The organism is Paenarthrobacter sp. CCNWLY172, from assembly GCF_037402035.1.
Lineage (GTDB): Bacteria > Actinomycetota > Actinomycetes > Actinomycetales > Micrococcaceae > Arthrobacter.
The window spans coordinates 49319-66859 of sequence record NZ_JBBEGB010000003.1 but is presented as its reverse complement, the minus strand read 5'-3'; the positions used below and the strand labels follow the sequence as shown (position 1 = coordinate 66859).

Here is a 17541-nt window from a genome sequence, read left to right as displayed (position 1 = left end):
TGAACAGTCGGTATGCGAGTGGTTGACATTCTCTGCCGCTGGGATATGGCGGAGGCCGTCATATATGCCACGAGTGGCGGTGGAGCTAAGTTCCACCGCCAGTCTAGTTGTTTGTGCAGGTGGGAAGGCCCGTCGTGTCGTCTCCCGAACCGAGCCGTTCCACAGCGGCGGTGGCATCGGCCAGGGTTTCGACCTTGACCACCTGCAAACCATCGGGAACATGGCCCACGACGTCAGCACAATTGGCGGCCGGAGCCAGGAACATGGTGGCCCCCTGCTGCCGTGCTCCGATCATCTTCTGGGCTATCCCACCGATGGGACCCACGGCGCCATCGGCTGTGATGGTTCCGGTGCCGGCGACGTGTTTGCCGCCAGTCAGGTCGCCCGGGGCGAGGTTGTCGATGATTCCCAAGGCAAACATCATTCCGGCGCTTGGTCCACCCACGTTCTCCAAGGAAATACTGACATCGAACGGGAATGTGAAGTCACTGGCCAGGAGCACACCCAGGACATAGCGGTCGGCCGAATTCCTGGTGGGCGTAATGGTTTCCGTCACCAGAGCCCCCTTCCGCTCGACCACCACCTCGGCCGGCGCCCCTGCACCAGCAGCCAACTCGGCCTGGATCACGCTCATGGACGTAATGGCTTTGCCGTTGATGGACTTCAGGAGGTCGCCCTCCTGGATTTTCCCGGCTGAGGGTGAAGCTTCCGAGAGTCCCGCGACATTCAGCCGTTGCTCAAACGGGATATCCAGCTCCCGCAATGCGGCGGCGAACGCATTCTCCTGGGAGGTCTCCATGGCGATCTCACCCTCTTGAACCGTTTGCTCAGCGGTGGTGCCCTTGGGGTAGATCAGTTCCTCGGGATAAATGGCTTTGGAACTGTCCAACCAAGCACGGAACACGTCAAAGATAGTGGCCGGGCTCTTTGGACCGCCGGTCATGACCACGGTGGTGAGATCCAGGTTGCCATTGGCGGGAAAGGATTCGCGTCCGGAGATCTTGATAACGGGTTTATCGCCGTCTTTGCCCAAAGTGTTGAACGTAGGCCCCGCTGACTCAATCACGTAAGGAACCGGCAGGGCGGCAGCGCCAATGCCGAGTCCCAGTGCCAAAAGGCCTGAGATCACCATGATCATGTACCTGGTGTCGCGGGGCGGTGCCGAAGGCACTGAGGAGGGATCGGCGTCGGACGTTTGACGCGGATCCAATGAGCCCTCGGGGCTGGGCGAAGTTAGCATTGAGGCCTCTCTATGCCGGCATTGCGTGACCGGTTACATGGCTGTTGCCACCGAAGACGGCAGCTGCACATACCAAACATCAACACTACGCGGTCCGGCGTTGGCGGGCTGCTTTGCCTACAGCGAACGACGCCGCATCCGGGCAGACAGCGCTACGGCCGCGGGGTACGGTGAAAGAGATCACCAGCCAGTTCGACGATCGGCGGCACCATGACATCCAACCCCAACAACCCGTCCAACGACGACGACACTCCCAAGGATCCGTTGGCAGAAATGCTGCAGAACCTGATGGGCGGCCAGGGCATGGGCAACATCGATCCCGCCGAGCTTGCCAAGGCAGCCGGCCTGCCCAACGATCCCCAACTGCTCCAGCAGATGTTTGCGCAAGTCCAGGCCATGATGAGCTCCACCTCCGAGGGCCCCGTGAACTGGCAGCTTGCCCATGAGAATGCGCGACGGGTTGCAGCGGCAAGCACCGATCCCTCAGTGAACGCCGTGCAGGCCCGGGAGATCGACGAAGCCCTCAGGCTTGCGGAACTCTGGCTGGACCCCGTGACCGATCTTTCAGCAACCGGCCTGATCGGCCGCGCGTGGTCGCGGGCAGAGTGGGTGGAGGCGACTCTCGGTACGTGGAAGCGCCTGACCGAACCCGTTGCCAACAGCGTCGCCAACGCCCTGTCCACTGCCCTCACCCAGCAAATGCCCGAGGAAATGAAGTCCATGATGGGCGGTGCCTCGTCGATGCTGCAGAACATGGGTGGCGCAATCTTCGGCATGCAGCTGGGGCAGGCCATCGGTGCGCTCTCGGCCGAGGTTGTCAGCTCCACCGATATCGGTGTTCCTCTGGCTGACCTGGAAATGGCGCTGTTGCCAGCCAACGTCGCCAAATTCGGTGAAGGCCTCAGCCTCCCGGAGAACGACGTCCGTCTGTTCCTTGCCGTCCGTGAAGCGGCGCACGCCAGGCTTTTCGTCCAGGTTCCGTGGTTGCGTGGCCACCTTCTGGGCGCCATTGAGGCTTACGCCCGAGGGATCCACATAGATATGTCCCGTATTGAAGACCTCGCCCGCGACCTTGATCCCAGCAACCCTGAGGGAATCCAGGAAGCGCTCTCGCAGGGTGTATTCACCCCGGAACGGACCCCGGTGCAGACGGCCGCCCTGGAGAAGCTCGAAACCGCCCTCGCCTTGGTTGAAGGCTGGGTGGACGAGCTCACCGCGGAGGCCACGGACAAGGTCCTTCCTTCTGCCACCGCCCTCCGCGAGACCGTACGTCGTCGTCGCGCCACGGGTGGCCCGGCCGAACACGCGTTCTCATCCCTTGTTGGCCTGGAGCTGCGTCCCCGCAGGCTCAGGGAGGCTGCCACGCTGTGGGCAACGCTGAAGGAAGAACGCGGCATTGCCGGCCGTGACGCTATCTGGCACCACCCGGATCTGCTGCCCACCGGTGAAGACCTGGACGATCCCAAGGGCTTCTCCGAACGCCGCCGTTTGGCCGAAGCCAGCGACAGCGAAGTTGACGATGCCCTGCAGAAGCTGCTCAGCGGCGGCTATGACACCAACGAGGCCGGGGATGCTGATGCCCCGGATGCCCCGGAAAAGGGCGATGCTGCGGGGAAGACCCCTGGCAAGGAAACCGAAGAAGATGACACGGACACTGAGGGCCCGGCCAAGTAGGCGAGCCCCCGGGGGCTTTACGTAGCAACGGCCGCCACCTACCTGGTGGCCGTTGCTGCGTTAAGCCCCTGAATCCGGTGCCGGGTTCGAATCCGGCGGAAGACCCCTTGAGGTGGCAAAGGCAACACCTTCCAGAAAGGCCTTTGCGCGCTGCGTCTCGGGATACGACTCCACCAGCTTCCAGAAGTCGGCGTTGTGCCCCGCCACCAGCAAGTGCGCGAGCTCGTGCACCAGAACGTAGTCGATAACCCACTGCGGCATGGACTGAAGCTTGTTGGAAAGCCTGATGGTGCCGTCCGCCGGAGTGGCAGAACCCCATCGCGAATTCTGGTTGCTGACCCAACGAACGGATGTCGGGACGGCCCGCCCGCCCAAATAGGTCCGCGAAAGATGCGCGGCATGCTCCGCGAGGACTTCGTCTGTCGCCGGGCGGCGACTGCCCTGGCCTGACCGTCGCTCGCCCTGCTTCTTCAGCTTGGCCAGCATGCGGTGGACCCACTCCCGTTCCTGGGATTTGGTGAAGCTGGCCGGGATGGCAACAACGGCTTTGCCATCCTCCCAAAAAGCAGCGACCGTCCTGCGCCGCCTGGCTGATCGGCGCACGACCACGGGAGCGCCGTCGTCGGTGACCAGGGGAACGTCAGCATCCGCAGCCGATCGGCGCACCATCAGAGCTCGGTGCTCTCGGTCAGGACCGCCAGGACCGCTTCGCCGTAGCGTTCGAGTTTGGACGGCCCAATTCCTGCCAAACCGGCCAACTCCTCCAATGACGATGGCTTGGCCTCGGCGATGGCAGTGAGAGTTGCATCAGTGAAAACAACATAGGCAGGGACATCGGCGGACTTCGCTTCATCCTTGCGCCATTGCCTGAGCGCATCAAAGGTTTGTTCCTCATAGGACGGCGGGCACTGGTTGCAACGTCCCACCTTGAGTTCGGCACCGCTGGCGAGCATGGTTCCGCACACCCTGCACGACGCCGGTGCGGCGGCTTTCCGGCGAGTGGGACCTGTCTTGCTGCGGGCGTTTGCGGACGCCACTGAGTTGGGGCGAAGTCCGTCAAGGAACCTCGATGGCTTGCGGTTGGCACGGCCGCCCGGTGTGCGGGCCGTTGACCAGGACAAGTTCAGATGTTCCCGTGCCCGGGTGATACCGACGTAGAGCAGTCGTCGCTCCTCATCAACGTCTTCCGGGGTGTCTGCGAAGGAGATGGGCATAAGTCCTTCGCTCAGGCCCACCAGGAACACGGCATCCCATTCCAGTCCCTTGGCGGCGTGAAGAGAAGCAAGGGTGACCCCTTGGACGGTGGGTGCGTGCTGGGCTACCGAGCGTTCCTGGAGTTCGTTGACGAATTCGGCCAGCGTGAAAGCCTCGCCACGGCTGACGGCCAGTTCATCTGCCAAAGCGACCAATGCTGCCAAGGATTCCCATCGTTCACGGAGCGCACCCCCGTTGTGCGGCGCGGCGTCGGTATAACCGAGCGACGCGACGATGTCCCGAACGATCTGCCCCAGCGGCTCCTGCGGCCCCTCGGCGACGGCCCGGGTTGCGGCGCGCAGTTGGAGGATGGCATCGCGGACTTCCTTGCGTGCGAAGAATCGCTCTCCGCCACGAAGCTGGTATCCGATGCCGGCTGAAGCGAGTGCTTGTTCATACGCTTCGGACTGGCCGTTGGTGCGGAACAGAATCGCGATCTCGCTGGCCTTGATTCCGGTATCAAGCAGTTCCTGGATCCGGCCGGCCACCACTGCAGCCTCAGCCTCGTCATCCGGGCATTCCATGAAGCGCGGTTCGGGACCGGCCGGCCTCTGGGCCACAAGTTTAAGCGGCGGCGCCCAGGCAGCATCCGCGACGGGCCCACCGCTTCGCCGGGACCCGAGGAGGTCGTTGGCCAACTTCACCACTTGCGGGGTGGACCGGTAGTCGCGGATCAGCTTAACGACAGTAGCGTCCGGGAATTGCGCTTTGAACCCCAACAAGTGCTTGGGTGAGGCACCCGTGAAGGAGTAGATAGTCTGGCTGGCATCGCCCACCACGCATAACTCGTTCCGGCCTCCGAGCCACAGGTCCAGGAGTCGCTGTTGCAGCGGGGAGACGTCCTGGTATTCGTCCACTACGAAGTGGCGGTACTGTTCCCGGACCGTTGCCGCCACTTTTGGATCCTCTTGGAGGATACCTACTGTGATCAGGAGGACGTCTTCGAAGTCGATGACGTTCCGGTCAGTCTTGATGTCCTCGTATGCCTGGAAAACCCTGGATACCGCCGTCAGGTCAAAACCGCCGGGCGTTCCGCGGTCCTGGGCGTTTTCAAGGTAGTTGGCGGGAGTGAGCATGGACACTTTGGCCCACTCGATTTCTGCGGCCAGATCCCTGATGGTTGCGCGGTCGGTGCTGAGCCGAAGCCTGCGGGAAGCCTCCGCGATCATATTGGCCTTGTGGTCCAACAGATTCGGCAACGTACCGCCAATGGCCTGGGGCCAGAAGAACTGCAACTGCCTCAGTGCGGCTGCGTGGAACGTGCGGGCTTGGACATTCGCCACACCAAGGTCCCGAAGCCTGCTGCGCATCTCCGCAGCGGCACGCGCTGTAAAAGTTACGGCGAGCAACCGCTGCGGACTGTAAACGCCGGAGTGGACCCCGTACGCGATGCGGTGGGTGATGGCACGCGTCTTACCTGTGCCCGCTCCCGCGAGAACGCACAGGGGCCCCGTTAAGGTACTTGCTACTTCGCGCTGTTCTTCATCCAAGCCACCGAGGATGCGTTCCTCCAGTGAACCACCGGCGTCGAAAACGTCTTCGGTCACGGCTGGAGGTCTTCGATAATGCCGCCATACCAATGTTCAATCAGTGAACGCGCAATGGAGAGGCGCGAGGAAATGGTGATCTCTCCGCTGGAAACGGCTGCCTGCAGCTCTTCACGGCTGAACCAGCGCGCCCTGGTGACTTCAATGCCATCCGGCCGGGCCACCGAGTCTTCAGTGGTGGCGGTGAAGCCCAGCATCAGCGATGCGGGAAATGGCCAGGACTGTGAACCGAGGTATTGGCATGCCGACACGCGCACACCTACTTCTTCCCCGATTTCCCGGACAACCGCCTGCTCCAGCGATTCTCCAGGTTCCACGAAGCCCGCGAGCGTCGAGTAATTCCTGGCGTCTGTGGGGCCCCCACCGCCTAGGAGAAGGCGGCCGTCCGGACCCACTACCGTGACAATAATCGCGGGATCCGTCCGGGGGTAATGCTCTGAATTGTCCTTGGGGCACCGACGTACCCATCCGCCGGCCTCGATGTCCGTGGGATGGCCACATTGCGGGCAGTGCGTGTGCGTCGCGTGCCAGTTGGAGATTGCGCTGGCCTCGATGAACAGCGCAGTATCGCTGGCGTCCAATCGGCCGGCGACTTCCCTGAAACCCGCCCATTGGGCATCCGCGGGCACCGTAGCGGTGCCCGGCACCGGTGGTTCCGCCACCGTGAACAACAGGACAGGCGTTCCTTCAGGCAAGGAAGACGATTCCAATGTGATGCCCAGGTAAACAGCCGCGGTGGAACCGGGATTTGCTCCCTTGAGGGCATTCCACAGGGACGTGGCGTCCCCGAACCACAGTCCATCAGCGGTCACGAGTGCCTTGCGCTGGGAAATAACCATGGCTTGGGCCGCCCCGGAAGCCAGGAGGTCCTCCACCATGCCGGGCTTAACCCGGACCCCGGAGCCACGATCCACCATGGCAGGGCGCACTGGAAGAACGGTCTCCATCAGGTGGTTGGCCAGCGCCGGTGACTCCGTATAGCTCATGTATCTACCGTACTGATTCGTACCGACAAATAACATTTGGGAGGGTCCCCCCTTGTGGATGCACCCCGCCGGGCGTCCATCGCCTGCAAAAATGCCCTGTTTTACGGCGGATCTGAAGACTCGCCGCACTGCATCATGGCCACAGGCCCCACTCAATCTACCGTTGAGAAGGTGAGAAGAACACCGCTCGAACTGGCCGCTATAGCAACCGCGGCGGTGCCTGGCCTGGCGCCGACGGCTACAGCCTTTTCCCCCGACGACGACGCCGACTTCGACTCGGCGTTGCTGCTCGACGCGGATGGCAAACGCTGGCGCGTCCGTTCACCGCGCCATCCGGAGGCCAGCACCCGGCTGGAAACCGAATTCATGGTGCTGCGCGCCTTTGCTCCGTCCATTCGCGCAGAGTTGCCCTTCCACGTGCCAACCATTGCCGGCACTGTGCGCCAGGGCGACCTCACCACTTTTGTCTACACCCACCTGCACGGTGCGATGCTCTCCATTGACGAGCTATCTGCAGGCAGTCCCGCCCTTGCCAGGGAGATCGGCTCAGCGCTGGCTGCCATCCATGACCTCCCGTTGACCTTGGTGACCAACGCGGACCTGCCCAGCTACTCTGCCAACGAGTTCCGGCAGCGGAAGCTCAATGAACTGGACCAGGCGGCAACCACTGGCAAGATTCCTGCCACCCTGCTCCGGCGCTGGGAGCACGCCCTGGAAGACGTTGCACTGTGGCGGTTCAATACCTCGGTGGTCCACGGTGACCTCCACGAAGACAACCTCATGGTGCAGGATGACTCCGTGACTGCCCTGACGGGGTGGACCGATCTCCGGATTGGTGATCCCGCCGACGACTTCGCATGGCTGGTGGCATCGAACGAAGCGTCGTTCGTTGAGGCCGTCCTGAACCACTACACCCAGGCACGCCGTGAGAAGCCCGACGTTCATTTGCTCCGGCGGGCAGCTTTGTTGGCCGAATTCGCCTTGGCCCAGTACCTGGTCAAGGCTATGGCTGCCGGGCACCAGAGCATGACGGCGGAGGCAGAGTCAATGCTTCAGACACTCTCCGCTGACATTGACGAGCAAGCGCGGCGTGACGAAGAAGCAGCGCAGGCCGCCGAGAATGAGGCCGCTGAAATCCTGGCTGCCGATGCGCAGGCTGCCGCCACTTCAGCAGGCCAAAACCCTCCCGTCAGTGTCGTAGCGATTCCCAACGCCGAACCAACGGTTACGGTGGCAGCCATCCCCGGGACGTCTGCCACGTCCCGGGAGCGGTCTCTGGAGTCGGCGCAGGCGGGAACAACTGCCCCGGGATCAACTGCCGACGCAGAGGAAACGGAGAAGCCCGTCCAGGCCGAGGGCGGCGATTCCAACGGCACCAACGATCCGGACGACACATCCACTGCCGCCATCAGCGTGGTCAAGGTGACGCCGCTCCATACAGCAAACCGGTCCTAGCACCAATTGGCCCCAGCACCGGTCGGCCCTAGCGTCCTTGGCCGCCGGCTTCCAATGCCTTGGCAACGATTTGTTCCAGTTCGTCGGCGGTTCCCAGATCGTGTGGCCGGACCACTGAGTCATCCGCCACGTAATAGAACGCCGCGCTGACCTCTTCCAGGGGCACACCCTTGAGCCTGGCCCAGGCCAACCGGTAAACGGCCAACTGCACGGCACGTGTTGCCAACTGTTGACCCGCTGGTCGTCGGCCGGTTTTCCAGTCGATCAACTGCCAGCGGCCGTCCGCGTCGCGGAAGACGGCATCGATGCGTCCCCGGACTACGACGTCGCCAATCCGTGTCTCCACCGGCACCTCGACGAAGGCAGGCGCGCGTTGGGCCCACTCGGACTTTTTGAACGCCGCCACCATCTCGTCCAAGCCGTATGCCTCGTCGATGTGCGAATCCGAACCCGGAGCCTCATCGAGGTCAAGCATGCCCGTCGTCCCGAAGTACTCTTCAACCCACGCATGGAAGGCCGTGCCTTTACGCGCCGAAATACCCGGTTCGCGTGGCACCGGCCTGCGGAGCTGCGAAAGCACAGCAGCCGGGTCCGCGCCAAGATCCACGAAGAGTGAGGCAGAGATGTGGCTCGGGAGATGGACATCCTGGGTGGTCTTGCGTTGCTGTTGACGGTCAAGGAGCAGGTCCGCCTCCTGGGCCCATTTCGCCGCCGGGCCCGTGAGTTCAGGGGCCGGAGTTTGGTACGGTGCGCCGGCGATGAACGCGCGGACGTTGGCCGCGGCCTGGTCCATGGCTAGCCTGCGTCCGGGAGCCAGCCTAAGACGGGCGCCAGTCCTGGGATCAGACGGACCTTCCAGGGGGTCGTAAGGGAACCCGGCAACTTCAAGGGTGGTGGTCAGTGGGCTTTCCTCCGGTAGTGTTTCCTCAGCCACGGATTCGGGATGAACCACCGCTGAGCCTGTCCGGCCTGCAGGCATCCCAGTACCGTCGCCTGTGGCAACACCCGGAACTCCAGCAAGAGGCGCCAAGTCGGAGAGAAAGGCGGACATACCGGCCATTCCGGAGCGCGAACCGTTCCAGGCAGCACTGGACGCCCATAAGACGAACTTTGCCCGGGTGTAGGCCACATAGGCCAGCCGCCGCTCCTCGGCCTCACCGTGATGCTGGACCTCGGCCTTGAAAACCTTCTCCGCGTCCAGCCACCCCTTTTGGTCTGGCTGGTCCAGGTCCCACTGGGGAAGGTCGGCGCGGTCGCCACGCAACGGCCAAGGCAGCGCCGCAGCCCCACTGCTCCATCGTGAATCCCTGGTGCTGGGGAATGATCCGGCATTGAGGCCAGGGACGAAGACGACATCCCACTCCAGCCCCTTCGAGGCGTGAACCGTCAGCAACTGCACAGCTTCCCGGTTGGTCTCCACCGGGGCCAGATCCAATCCGCCTTCTTCGGAGGCCGCTGCCTCCAACCACGACAAGAAGGCCAGCAGATCAATCCGTTGGGACGTCTGCAGGAATCCGGCCGCGGCATCCTGGAACGCATCAAGGTTCCGGCGGGCCTGGTGGATGCTGATTCCAGGCTTGGCGGCCACCTCGATATCCAGGAGCATGGCGCGTTCAACCTCACCAAGGAGCGTGGTGAGATCATCCCCGATGTAGCTCCGGAGGGAACGAAGTTCCGAGGCAAGGCGGGTCAGTCGTTCCAGGGCAGCGGGACTAAGGGTGCGACCATGCCCCGACGTCCAGCCGGGCTTGGGTAGGAAATCAAGGGCCTCCACCAGGCTGGAGGCATCGGTAATGTCACTTTCAACCACCACTGCGGCCGGTTCCTCGTTGTCATCCATGGGTTCGGAAGCGGTGCCCGGATTTGCCCGGCGGCGAGCCAGGAAACGCGACCAGTCGTTGAACGCCATCAAGTCTGCCGGGCCAATACGCCATCGCGCCCCGGCCAGCAGCCTCATCAGGGCATCGGAACGCCCGGGATCAGCCAACACCCGCAAGGTGGCCACCAGATCCACGATTTCCGGGGTGTCCAACAGGCCGCCAAGACCCACGATCTCGTAGGCGATTCCCTGCAGCTCGAATTCCCGGCGGAGGCATTCCATCTGCGCCCGCCTCCGGCACAGGACAGCCATGGTCGGTTTGACCGGCGTCCCGTCCTTCTCTTCCTCGAAGACTGTCCGTTTGTAGCGCCGGATATCACGGGCAATGACTGCAGCTTCGTCCTCATCGGTGCTGAAACGACCGATTACCACACTTCCGTCCACGGCGGCCGGGCTCGGGGCCAGCGCCGGGACTGAGACATTCCCGGCTGTATCCCTGCCCCCTGCCGGGCCGTCCATGGCCGCAGCCTTGTTCAACGGCGCGGCAATGGTGTTGGCTGCCTCAAGGATGTTCCTGCCATTCCGCCAAGCGGTGGTCAGGTATGAGGTCGGAGCCACTGAATACGTCTCTGCGCCGCCTATGGTGTCCGTGTACCGGACAGGGAACTCCTGGACAAAATGGAAGAGCTGCCCGGCAGAGGCACCCCTGAATCCATAAATCGACTGGTTGGGGTCCCCTACGGCTGTCACTGCGTGACCTTGCCCGAAGAGGCGGGAGAAGAGCACCAACTGGGCATGGGAGGTGTCCTGGAATTCGTCCAGGAGTACCACCTTGTACCGTGCCCGCTCCGTGGACGCTGCGAGCGGGATGTCGCTGGCGATCCGGGCAGCAAGGGCCACGAGGTCCCCAAAATCAAGGACTCCGCGTTGCCGCTTTGCTTCCTGGTAGCGCACCACCATGTCAGCCACGCTGGCGCGGGTCCGGAGCATGGCTGCCAATGATGCTGCTGCCTGGGTGGGGTTTTTGCTGGCACCAGCTACATAGGGAAGCTGCTCGAACGTCTCCACGCGCTCCAGCACCCAGTTGCGTACTGAACCCGGGTCCTGAAGGTGCTCGGCGCACTCCCCCGCCAACTGTATGACGGCGTTGACCAACGTGGACTTGGCCGCCGTGAAATGCTCGTAGTCGCCGTCGTAGGCCTCTACTACTTCGCTGGCCAGCTGCCAGGACTGTGCCCCACCCAGCAGGACGACATCGCGCTCAATGCCCAGCCGGAGCCCATAATCGGTCACAATGCCACTTGCATAGGAGTGGTAGGTGGAAACCTTCGGTTCGAGGTCGTCAGCCCCCAGGAGCCCTTCGGGGAACCCAATGCTGCCGTCATCCTCTGCCGCGATGCGCTGGAGGGTGGCCAGTTTGCTTCGGATCCGGCTGGCCAGTTCGCCGGCAGCTTTACGCGTGAACGTCACGCCAAGCACTTCCTCCGGACGGACCCACCCATTGGCAACGAGCCACACGACCCTGTCCGCCATGGTGGCTGTCTTGCCGGAGCCAGCCCCGGCGATCACCAGCCGGGGTGACAGTGAAGAGGCAATGATGTCCGACTGTTCGGCAGTGGGCAGGTTCTTCTCGCCAAGGATGCCGGCCAGCTCAGACGGAGAGAACCGGGGTTCGGGAACATGTATGCCGTCACGGGTGCCGGGCAGGGCGCCGGCAAATCCGTCCAGGAGCTCTGTTGTCATTCGGTGACCTGCTTTCCTCTGGCGCACAACGGGCAAACATCCGGGAGGCGGCACCCGTGGCCGCCATGCCCGCTCTTGCCGGGATCGTGCCGTGCTTCGAATGAGGCTCCTGCCATGAGCGCAGCAGCGTCGTTGACCAGCTCCTCCGCCCAGTTCACTGAAGGATCCAAGGGATCCTGCTGCTGCACTGCCGGCGTCTTCGTCTTGGTTCCAAGGTGGGCCAGCACCGCGCCGCCAGGTGCGAAACCACCAGCACCGGTGCGGGACCCGGCGTCGAGCGTTTCTTCGCCGGTTCCAGCGTCCCGGAAGGCACCTTTGAGCACCGCCGCCTGGTAAGCACCCAATTGCGGGTGCCTGGCAACTTCGGCCTTGCCCGGTTGACGCTTGCCGGTCTTGAGGTCCACCACCACAAGCCGGCCTTGCGAATCAACCTCCAGGCGGTCCACCTGGCCCCGGAGCACTGCCTGCCGGGTGGCAACCGCTTCGGGATCTGCCGGATCCGAGGCATCGAGGCTGACGTCGGGAAGCTCTACTTCGAAGTCGTGCTCTACGGCCAGCAGGCTCCTTCCCTCGCTGCGCATAATGAGGATGTACTGGGCCAATTTGCGCACCATCTGTTCTGCGCGTTGGAAATCGAGCTTCCCTTCCCAGTTATCCTTCATGCCCAAGGTTGGCCACCGGCGGACGAGTTCAGCCACATATTCTGACCCCGAGGCCTCGGGCAGTTCCTGGGCAATGCTGTGGACCAACGTGCCAAGGCTTCGCGCAAAATCAGTGGCGGCCTCACCACCAGCGGCTTGGACGAACCAGTCCAGCGGTGACTTATGGACAGCTTCAACTTTGGAAGGTGAGACGGAGACTGTTCCCCCCGGAGGGACAACAGGCCCGCTGGAACTCAGCGGTGCCAAACCCCACCATGTGTCCGGGTGGGCCCCCGGAACGGGTGGATCCGTGCTGGCAAGCCGGGCCAGTATCCGCGCTGCTTCCAGCCCTGTGGCGGCAACGTCGGCGGCGTCGGCAACGGACTCCTCCGACTGCGCGTGCTGCCTCAGCTCCGCGACAAGCGCCCTGAGTGTCATGGGGCGGTCCACGGGAGTGTAGTCGCGTTTGTACTGCCCGGACTCCAATGGTGCTACGTAGTCCAGGAACGCCGAGGGCTGGTCGTCTTCAGAGGAGACGGCCGTGCAGATCAAGACTTCACGAGCCCGGGAAACCGCCGTTGAAAAGCTCCTGAGTTCGTCGTACCGAATATCGCGGAGTTTGCTCAGTGGTCCCCGCCGCACGGCGTAGTCCACTCCATGCTCCACGGCGTCGGCGTAGACGGTGCTGCCAAGCAATTCACCACGCAGGCGCGTATTCGGCCAGACGCCTTCCTGGAGTCCGGCGACTATCACCAATGGCCATTCCCGTCCCGCTGCGCTGGCGGGCGTCATGATCTCCACGCACGCCTCAAGCTGGGCACGTGCCGCAAGAGTGTCCATGGGAAGTTCCTGGTTCAACAGATAGTCCAGGAACTGCTCGGGACCGGATCCGGGTAATTGGTCCACGAAGCGTTCGGCCGTATGGAACAGGGCCATCATGGCGTCGAGGTCGCGATCCGCACGTGCGCCGGCGTTGCCACCCTCCAGCGCCATTTCCGCCCAGCGCGACGACAAACCGGTGGCCTGCCACAAAGCCCACAAGACTGACTCCGCATTGGCACCGGGCTCGGCAGCGGCCGTGGCACCCGCCGCGATCATGCGGGCAAGACGGCGGGCGGCGCTGCCTTCAATGCCCAATGACGCCAGCGCTCCTGGTTCAAGCAGCGCTTCCACCAGGAGGGCATCGCTGGACCTGCCGCCTCCACCCAGGAGTTCCTCGCGCCTGAGTGACTGCCTAAGCCTGCGCAATTCGATGGCAGTGGCTCCGCCGACGCGGGATGTCAACAGCGAAACAGCCATCTCCGGCGTCAACTTGGCCGGGTCCAGGACAACCGCGAAGGCCTCCAGAAGAGGACGCACAGCTACTTCGTCCCGGACGGCCGAGTCTGCCACTGGAACCCGCACCGGTATTCCCTGGCCACTAAGGTAGCGCTGCATCTGTGAAATTTGTCCACCGTTCCGCACGATCACGGCGATGTCACTGAACTCTCGGTTCTCCCTCAGTTGGGCTTCCAGAATCCGCTGGGCTACGTAACGCAGCTCATGCACAGCGGATGGCAGCACATGCCCTTCCACCCTGCCATCACGGGAAGGCGGCTCACCTGCATTGTCCGGACCTGGCAGTTGCTCAAGCCGCCTGGCCAGCTGACCGCCGGAACGCTGTGAAATACGTGCCGCGACGCGCGTCCAGGCCTCTGCTACCACGGGGAGGTGCCGGTGGGTGAACCACAAAGGACGTTCAGTGACCGCGCCCTGGGTGCCTCCCAGCAGCGAAGGCAACTCGGCCACAAGGTCAGGACGGGCACCGCGGAAGCCCTGCACTACGGTATCCGGGGAGTACGTGACCACGACGTCCTTGCCCTCCGATATATCGGCGAGGAGTTCAAAAATCGCAGGATTGGATTCCTGGGCGTCGTCCACGAGGATCAGCTGAAGGCGTTCACGTTCCGCGGCCAGGAATGCCGGCGAATCCTGGAAGATCTGGCGCGCCGTAGTGATGATTCCAGCGGGGTCAAACGCCTCGGGCATGCGGAGGTCCAGGACGTCCCGGTATTCGCTGTACAACTCGGCTGCGGCCATCCAATCGGGACGACCGCATTCGTAGGCGAGACCCACCAAATCCTCTGCGGTACGGCCGGACTCAATGATGCGGTCGAACAACTGGCGGATCTCATGGCGGAAGCCCCGGGTGGGAAGGGCAGCACTGAGATCCTCCGGCCAGGGCAGCTGGAAACCCGGCCGCGCATGGCCTTCAAGGAGTTCTTTGATGATGAGGTCCTGCTCCGGACCTGAGAGGAGCTTTGGGGGCCTGGCCAGGGGTATGACGCCTTCGGCCTTCGCCCGCCGAATGACGTCGAAGGCGTACGACGCCCAGGTGCGCGCCGGCGTCGTACTGAGACTGCGGTCCAACCGTCCGGTGAAGGTGTCGCGCAAAGCTGCGGCGGCGTGGCGCCCCGGGGCGAGTATGAGGATCTGCTCCGAATTCAGCCCGTCTTCACGGACGCGGCGCACTGCGGATTCCACAAGCACTGTTGACTTGCCCGTGCCCGGACCTCCGGGCACAAGCACGGGGCCGCTCCCCTGCCGGAGGGAAACAACCGCCTGCTGGTCCGGGGACAAGACAGGTGCCGCATAGTGGGTCTCGCGCGGAGGCAGCAGGCGAAGAGCGGCCGGTGATTGGCGGGTTCTGGCGGGAGTGGCGGTCACACAGTCATTTCATCATCGGGCACCGACAATTTATGGAGTTGACGCTCCAACTGGTCAGAGATCACATCAAGTTGATCGAAGTCGGCGTCCGAAGGCGCCCATCGCGCCGTGGTCAGGTCAACCCGCCAACGGCCTTCCCCGGTCCTGAGGAAGGCCTCGTAGGCGCCATGCAGCGGCGTAAATTCCTGCAGGTAATGCTTCAAGGCATCGACCTCGTGGCCGGGAGGCGCTTCCCCGCTGGCCCGAAGGACACGCCACCAAGCCACGGAGCTTCCGTAGTGGCTCATGACTGCGCCGACCTGACGCGGTCCGCCGGCACCCAGGAGCTCTGCCACGTCGCCGTAGGAGACCGCCGATCCCGACGGCACGAGGTCCACCACCGCAAGAACCGCCGTCACATACTCCATCCGCATGTGTTCAGGGTAACGGCAGGAGTGTCGCGCCCAAAGACTGTCGGACCCAGCCGGTAACTTGAAATCATGAGCTCCTGGAACACCCTCTCCCGTGCCGCATTCGACCTCGAGACCACCGGGAAGAACTCGCGGTCGGCACGGATAGTCACGGCTTCGATCACCGTTGTGGATGCCCACGGAGAGCTCATTGCCGAACACGAATGGCTGGCGGATCCGGGCGTTGAGATTCCCCTCGAGGCCAGTGAAGTGCATGGCGTGACCACCGAGAGGGCCCGCGCGGAAGGCCGCCCCGCAGCGGAGGTTACGCGTGAGGTTGCTGCGGTTCTCCAGGAACTTTTCGACGCCGGCACTCCCGTCATCGCTTTCAACGCCAGTTACGACTTCACGGTACTGGCGGCCGAGTCCGCGCGTTATGGCGTACCGCAACTGAGCCGGTTCCCGGTGCTGGACCCCTACGTGATGAACAAGCAAGTGGACCGCTACCGCAAGGGCAAGCGCACCCTTACTGCCCTGTGCGAGGAATACGGCGTGGACCTGACCAACGCGCACACCTCTGCCGCGGATGCACTTGCCACTCTCCGTGTCCTGGACGCGATGGCCGGCAAGTTCCCCAAGCTGCACATGCCGGCAACCACCCTCCACCAACTGCAAGTAGACTGGGCGGCATCGCAGGCCGCCGATTTCCAGCAGTATTTGCGGCGCAGCAAACCCACTGCGGTCATTGAGGGCGAGTGGCCGGTTCTGCCGCCCGAGGACGCCAGCCGCGGCGGTTTCTAAGCCGGGGAGATCCCTTCGAGGCTTCGCCCTGCGACGCATGTCACATGATTCTCGGGAACCCGCGTTCTAGCCTCAGTTGCGCGCGGATTCCACGAGCCAGAGCAGCGTCTGAATAGTACGGCGGTCGATGCTGCCTGGGCGGGAACAATATTCGGCGTAATCGAGTGTGAGCCACCATTTCTTCGATTCACCATGCTCCGGTGGGCTGGTGACATAATTAAGTTTGGCGGGTTGAAGTCTGCTAAGGCAGCAAACCTTCTTTCGGTTGCCACATTCCCCGCCCACCGTGAATCGTCTCCGTGACCCGATGAAAGTGATTTCTTTATGAAATTCAAAGCCCCTAAGTGGCTGTCTGTTGCCCCCGTGGCCGCAGCCCTGGTGATTTCCCTGGCAGCATGCGGCGGTGGAACTTCCGAGCCCAGCGGTTCGCCCACCGATGCACTGGCCGGCAGCGACCAGAAATCGCTCGACACGTTCACGACGGCTGAGGTGACGCCGCTGGACAAGATCGACAAGTCCAAGCTGGGCCTCATCACCGACGGCACCCTGCGGGTGGGCACCCTCTCCGACGCCCCGCCGAACATCTTCATTGACCCTTCGGGCAAGTTCACCGGCTACGACAATGAGCTCTTGCGCGCCATTGGCGACAAGCTGGGCCTCAAGGTTGAGTTCGCCTCCACTGACTTCTCAGCACTCCTGTCCCAGGTAGGCAACAAGCAGTTCGACGTCGGATCCTCCTCGATCTCCACCACGGACGCCCGCCGCAAGACGGTCGGTTTCACCAACGGCTACGACTTCGGCTACATGGCCATCGTCACCAAGAGCGACTCCAAGGTCACCGGCTTCGCCGACGTCAAGGAAGGACTCCGCATCGGCGTTGTCCAGGGCACCGTCCAGGATGACTACATGACGAACACGCTCAAGATCGAGCCGGTCCGTTTCCCTGACTACAACACGGTCTACGGCAACGTGAAGAACGGCCAGATCGATGCTTGGGTTGCTCCTTCCCAGCAGGCAGAGGGCCAGGTCAAGGAAGGCGACAATACCAAGATCGCCGAGAAGGTTGTCAACACCCAGAACTTCACGGCCTACGCCGTGAACAAGGACAACCAGCCACTGATCGACGCCTTGAACTCGGGCCTGGATGCTGTCATTGCTGACGGCACGTGGGCCAAGCTCACGGCCGAGTGGTACAAGGACCGTCCGACTGCTGCCGAGCAGACCCCCCAAGGCTGGAAGCCGGGCAGCAAGGCCGTCCAGCTCCCCGCCAAGTAACCAGGGCGTTC

General features: G+C 63.2%; 11 protein-coding genes. 4 read left to right on the top strand and 7 right to left on the bottom strand.

Annotation, left to right across the window (positions count from 1 at the left end; all coding sequences use genetic code 11):
• Positions 1–103 precede the first annotated feature (103 nt).
• Positions 104–1240: a YlbL family protein gene (locus WBN73_RS05165; RefSeq protein ID WP_280623150.1), complete on the bottom strand. Its 1137-nt coding sequence runs from the start codon at positions 1238–1240 to the stop codon at positions 104–106.
• 210 nt (positions 1241–1450) lie between these two features.
• Here WBN73_RS05165 and WBN73_RS05160 point away from each other — a divergent pair, with 210 nt between their 5' ends.
• On the top strand, positions 1451–2914 hold the full coding sequence (locus tag WBN73_RS05160) for a zinc-dependent metalloprotease (protein WP_337339772.1): 1464 nt from the start codon (positions 1451–1453) through the stop codon (positions 2912–2914).
• A gap of 60 nt (positions 2915–2974) precedes the next feature.
• Here WBN73_RS05160 and WBN73_RS05155 read toward each other — a convergent pair whose 3' ends face one another.
• Genes WBN73_RS05155 through nudC form a run of 3 tightly spaced genes read right to left on the bottom strand, consistent with a single transcriptional unit; the run spans position 2975 to position 6701 of the window.
• Positions 2975–3583 carry a YgjP-like metallopeptidase domain-containing protein gene (locus WBN73_RS05155; RefSeq protein ID WP_337339773.1) on the bottom strand — a complete coding sequence of 203 codons (609 nt, stop codon included), beginning with the start codon at positions 3581–3583 and terminating at the stop codon, positions 2975–2977.
• Complete coding sequence (locus WBN73_RS05150) at positions 3583–5715, bottom strand: ATP-dependent DNA helicase UvrD2 (RefSeq protein ID WP_337339774.1); 2133 nt, start codon at positions 5713–5715, stop codon at positions 3583–3585. Before WBN73_RS05150 ends, WBN73_RS05155 begins: the two co-directional genes overlap by 1 nt.
• Positions 5712–6701: an NAD(+) diphosphatase gene (gene nudC / locus WBN73_RS05145; RefSeq protein WP_207594065.1), complete on the bottom strand. Its 990-nt coding sequence runs from the start codon at positions 6699–6701 to the stop codon at positions 5712–5714. Before nudC ends, WBN73_RS05150 begins: the two co-directional genes overlap by 4 nt.
• Positions 6702–6872: 171 nt before the next feature.
• Between nudC and WBN73_RS05140 the strand changes: the two genes are divergently transcribed.
• On the top strand, positions 6873–8156 hold the full coding sequence (locus tag WBN73_RS05140) for a macrolide 2'-phosphotransferase (RefSeq protein ID WP_337339775.1): 1284 nt from the start codon (positions 6873–6875) through the stop codon (positions 8154–8156).
• Between the two features lie 28 nt (positions 8157–8184).
• Here WBN73_RS05140 and WBN73_RS05135 read toward each other — a convergent pair whose 3' ends face one another.
• The 3 genes from WBN73_RS05135 to WBN73_RS05125 are packed head-to-tail and all read right to left on the bottom strand — an operon-like array spanning position 8185 to position 15478.
• Positions 8185–11718: an ATP-dependent helicase gene (locus WBN73_RS05135; RefSeq protein WP_337339776.1), complete on the bottom strand. Its 3534-nt coding sequence runs from the start codon at positions 11716–11718 to the stop codon at positions 8185–8187.
• Complete coding sequence (locus WBN73_RS05130; RefSeq protein WP_337339777.1) at positions 11715–15065, bottom strand: ATP-dependent helicase; 3351 nt, start codon at positions 15063–15065, stop codon at positions 11715–11717. Before WBN73_RS05130 ends, WBN73_RS05135 begins: the two co-directional genes overlap by 4 nt.
• A complete protein-coding gene (locus WBN73_RS05125; protein ID WP_337339778.1) occupies positions 15062–15478 on the bottom strand; it encodes an MGMT family protein in 417 nt (138 codons plus the stop codon). The genes WBN73_RS05130 and WBN73_RS05125 overlap by 4 nt, the downstream gene beginning before the upstream one ends.
• Before the next feature lie 66 nt (positions 15479–15544).
• On the opposite strand from WBN73_RS05125, the gene WBN73_RS05120 reads away from it, so the two are divergent.
• Together WBN73_RS05120 and WBN73_RS05115 are read left to right on the top strand one after the other, a co-directional pair.
• Entirely contained in the window at positions 15545–16255 is a 711-nt protein-coding gene (locus tag WBN73_RS05120; RefSeq protein ID WP_207594069.1) for a 3'-5' exonuclease, read from the top strand.
• 324 nt (positions 16256–16579) lie between these two features.
• Positions 16580–17530, top strand: a complete 951-nt coding sequence (locus tag WBN73_RS05115) for an ABC transporter substrate-binding protein (RefSeq protein WP_091468676.1) — start codon at positions 16580–16582, stop codon at positions 17528–17530.
• The last annotated feature ends 11 nt before the right edge of the window (positions 17531–17541 follow it).

What these genes read in the sequence shown, in the direction of transcription:
- WBN73_RS05165 (WP_280623150.1), bottom strand. Translation starts at nt 1,240, where the DNA reads ATGCTAACTTCGCCCAGCCCCGAGGGCTCATTGGATCCGCGTCAAACG.
- WBN73_RS05160 (WP_337339772.1), top strand. Translation starts at nt 1,451, where the DNA reads ATGACATCCAACCCCAACAACCCGTCCAACGACGACGACACTCCCAAG.
- WBN73_RS05155 (WP_337339773.1), bottom strand. Translation starts at nt 3,583, where the DNA reads ATGGTGCGCCGATCGGCTGCGGATGCTGACGTTCCCCTGGTCACCGAC.
- nudC (WP_207594065.1), bottom strand. Translation starts at nt 6,701, where the DNA reads ATGAGCTATACGGAGTCACCGGCGCTGGCCAACCACCTGATGGAGACC.
- WBN73_RS05135 (WP_337339776.1), bottom strand. Translation starts at nt 11,718, where the DNA reads ATGACAACAGAGCTCCTGGACGGATTTGCCGGCGCCCTGCCCGGCACC.
- WBN73_RS05125 (WP_337339778.1), bottom strand. Translation starts at nt 15,478, where the DNA reads ATGCGGATGGAGTATGTGACGGCGGTTCTTGCGGTGGTGGACCTCGTG.
- WBN73_RS05120 (WP_207594069.1), top strand. Translation starts at nt 15,545, where the DNA reads ATGAGCTCCTGGAACACCCTCTCCCGTGCCGCATTCGACCTCGAGACC.
- WBN73_RS05115 (WP_091468676.1), top strand. Translation starts at nt 16,580, where the DNA reads ATGAAATTCAAAGCCCCTAAGTGGCTGTCTGTTGCCCCCGTGGCCGCA.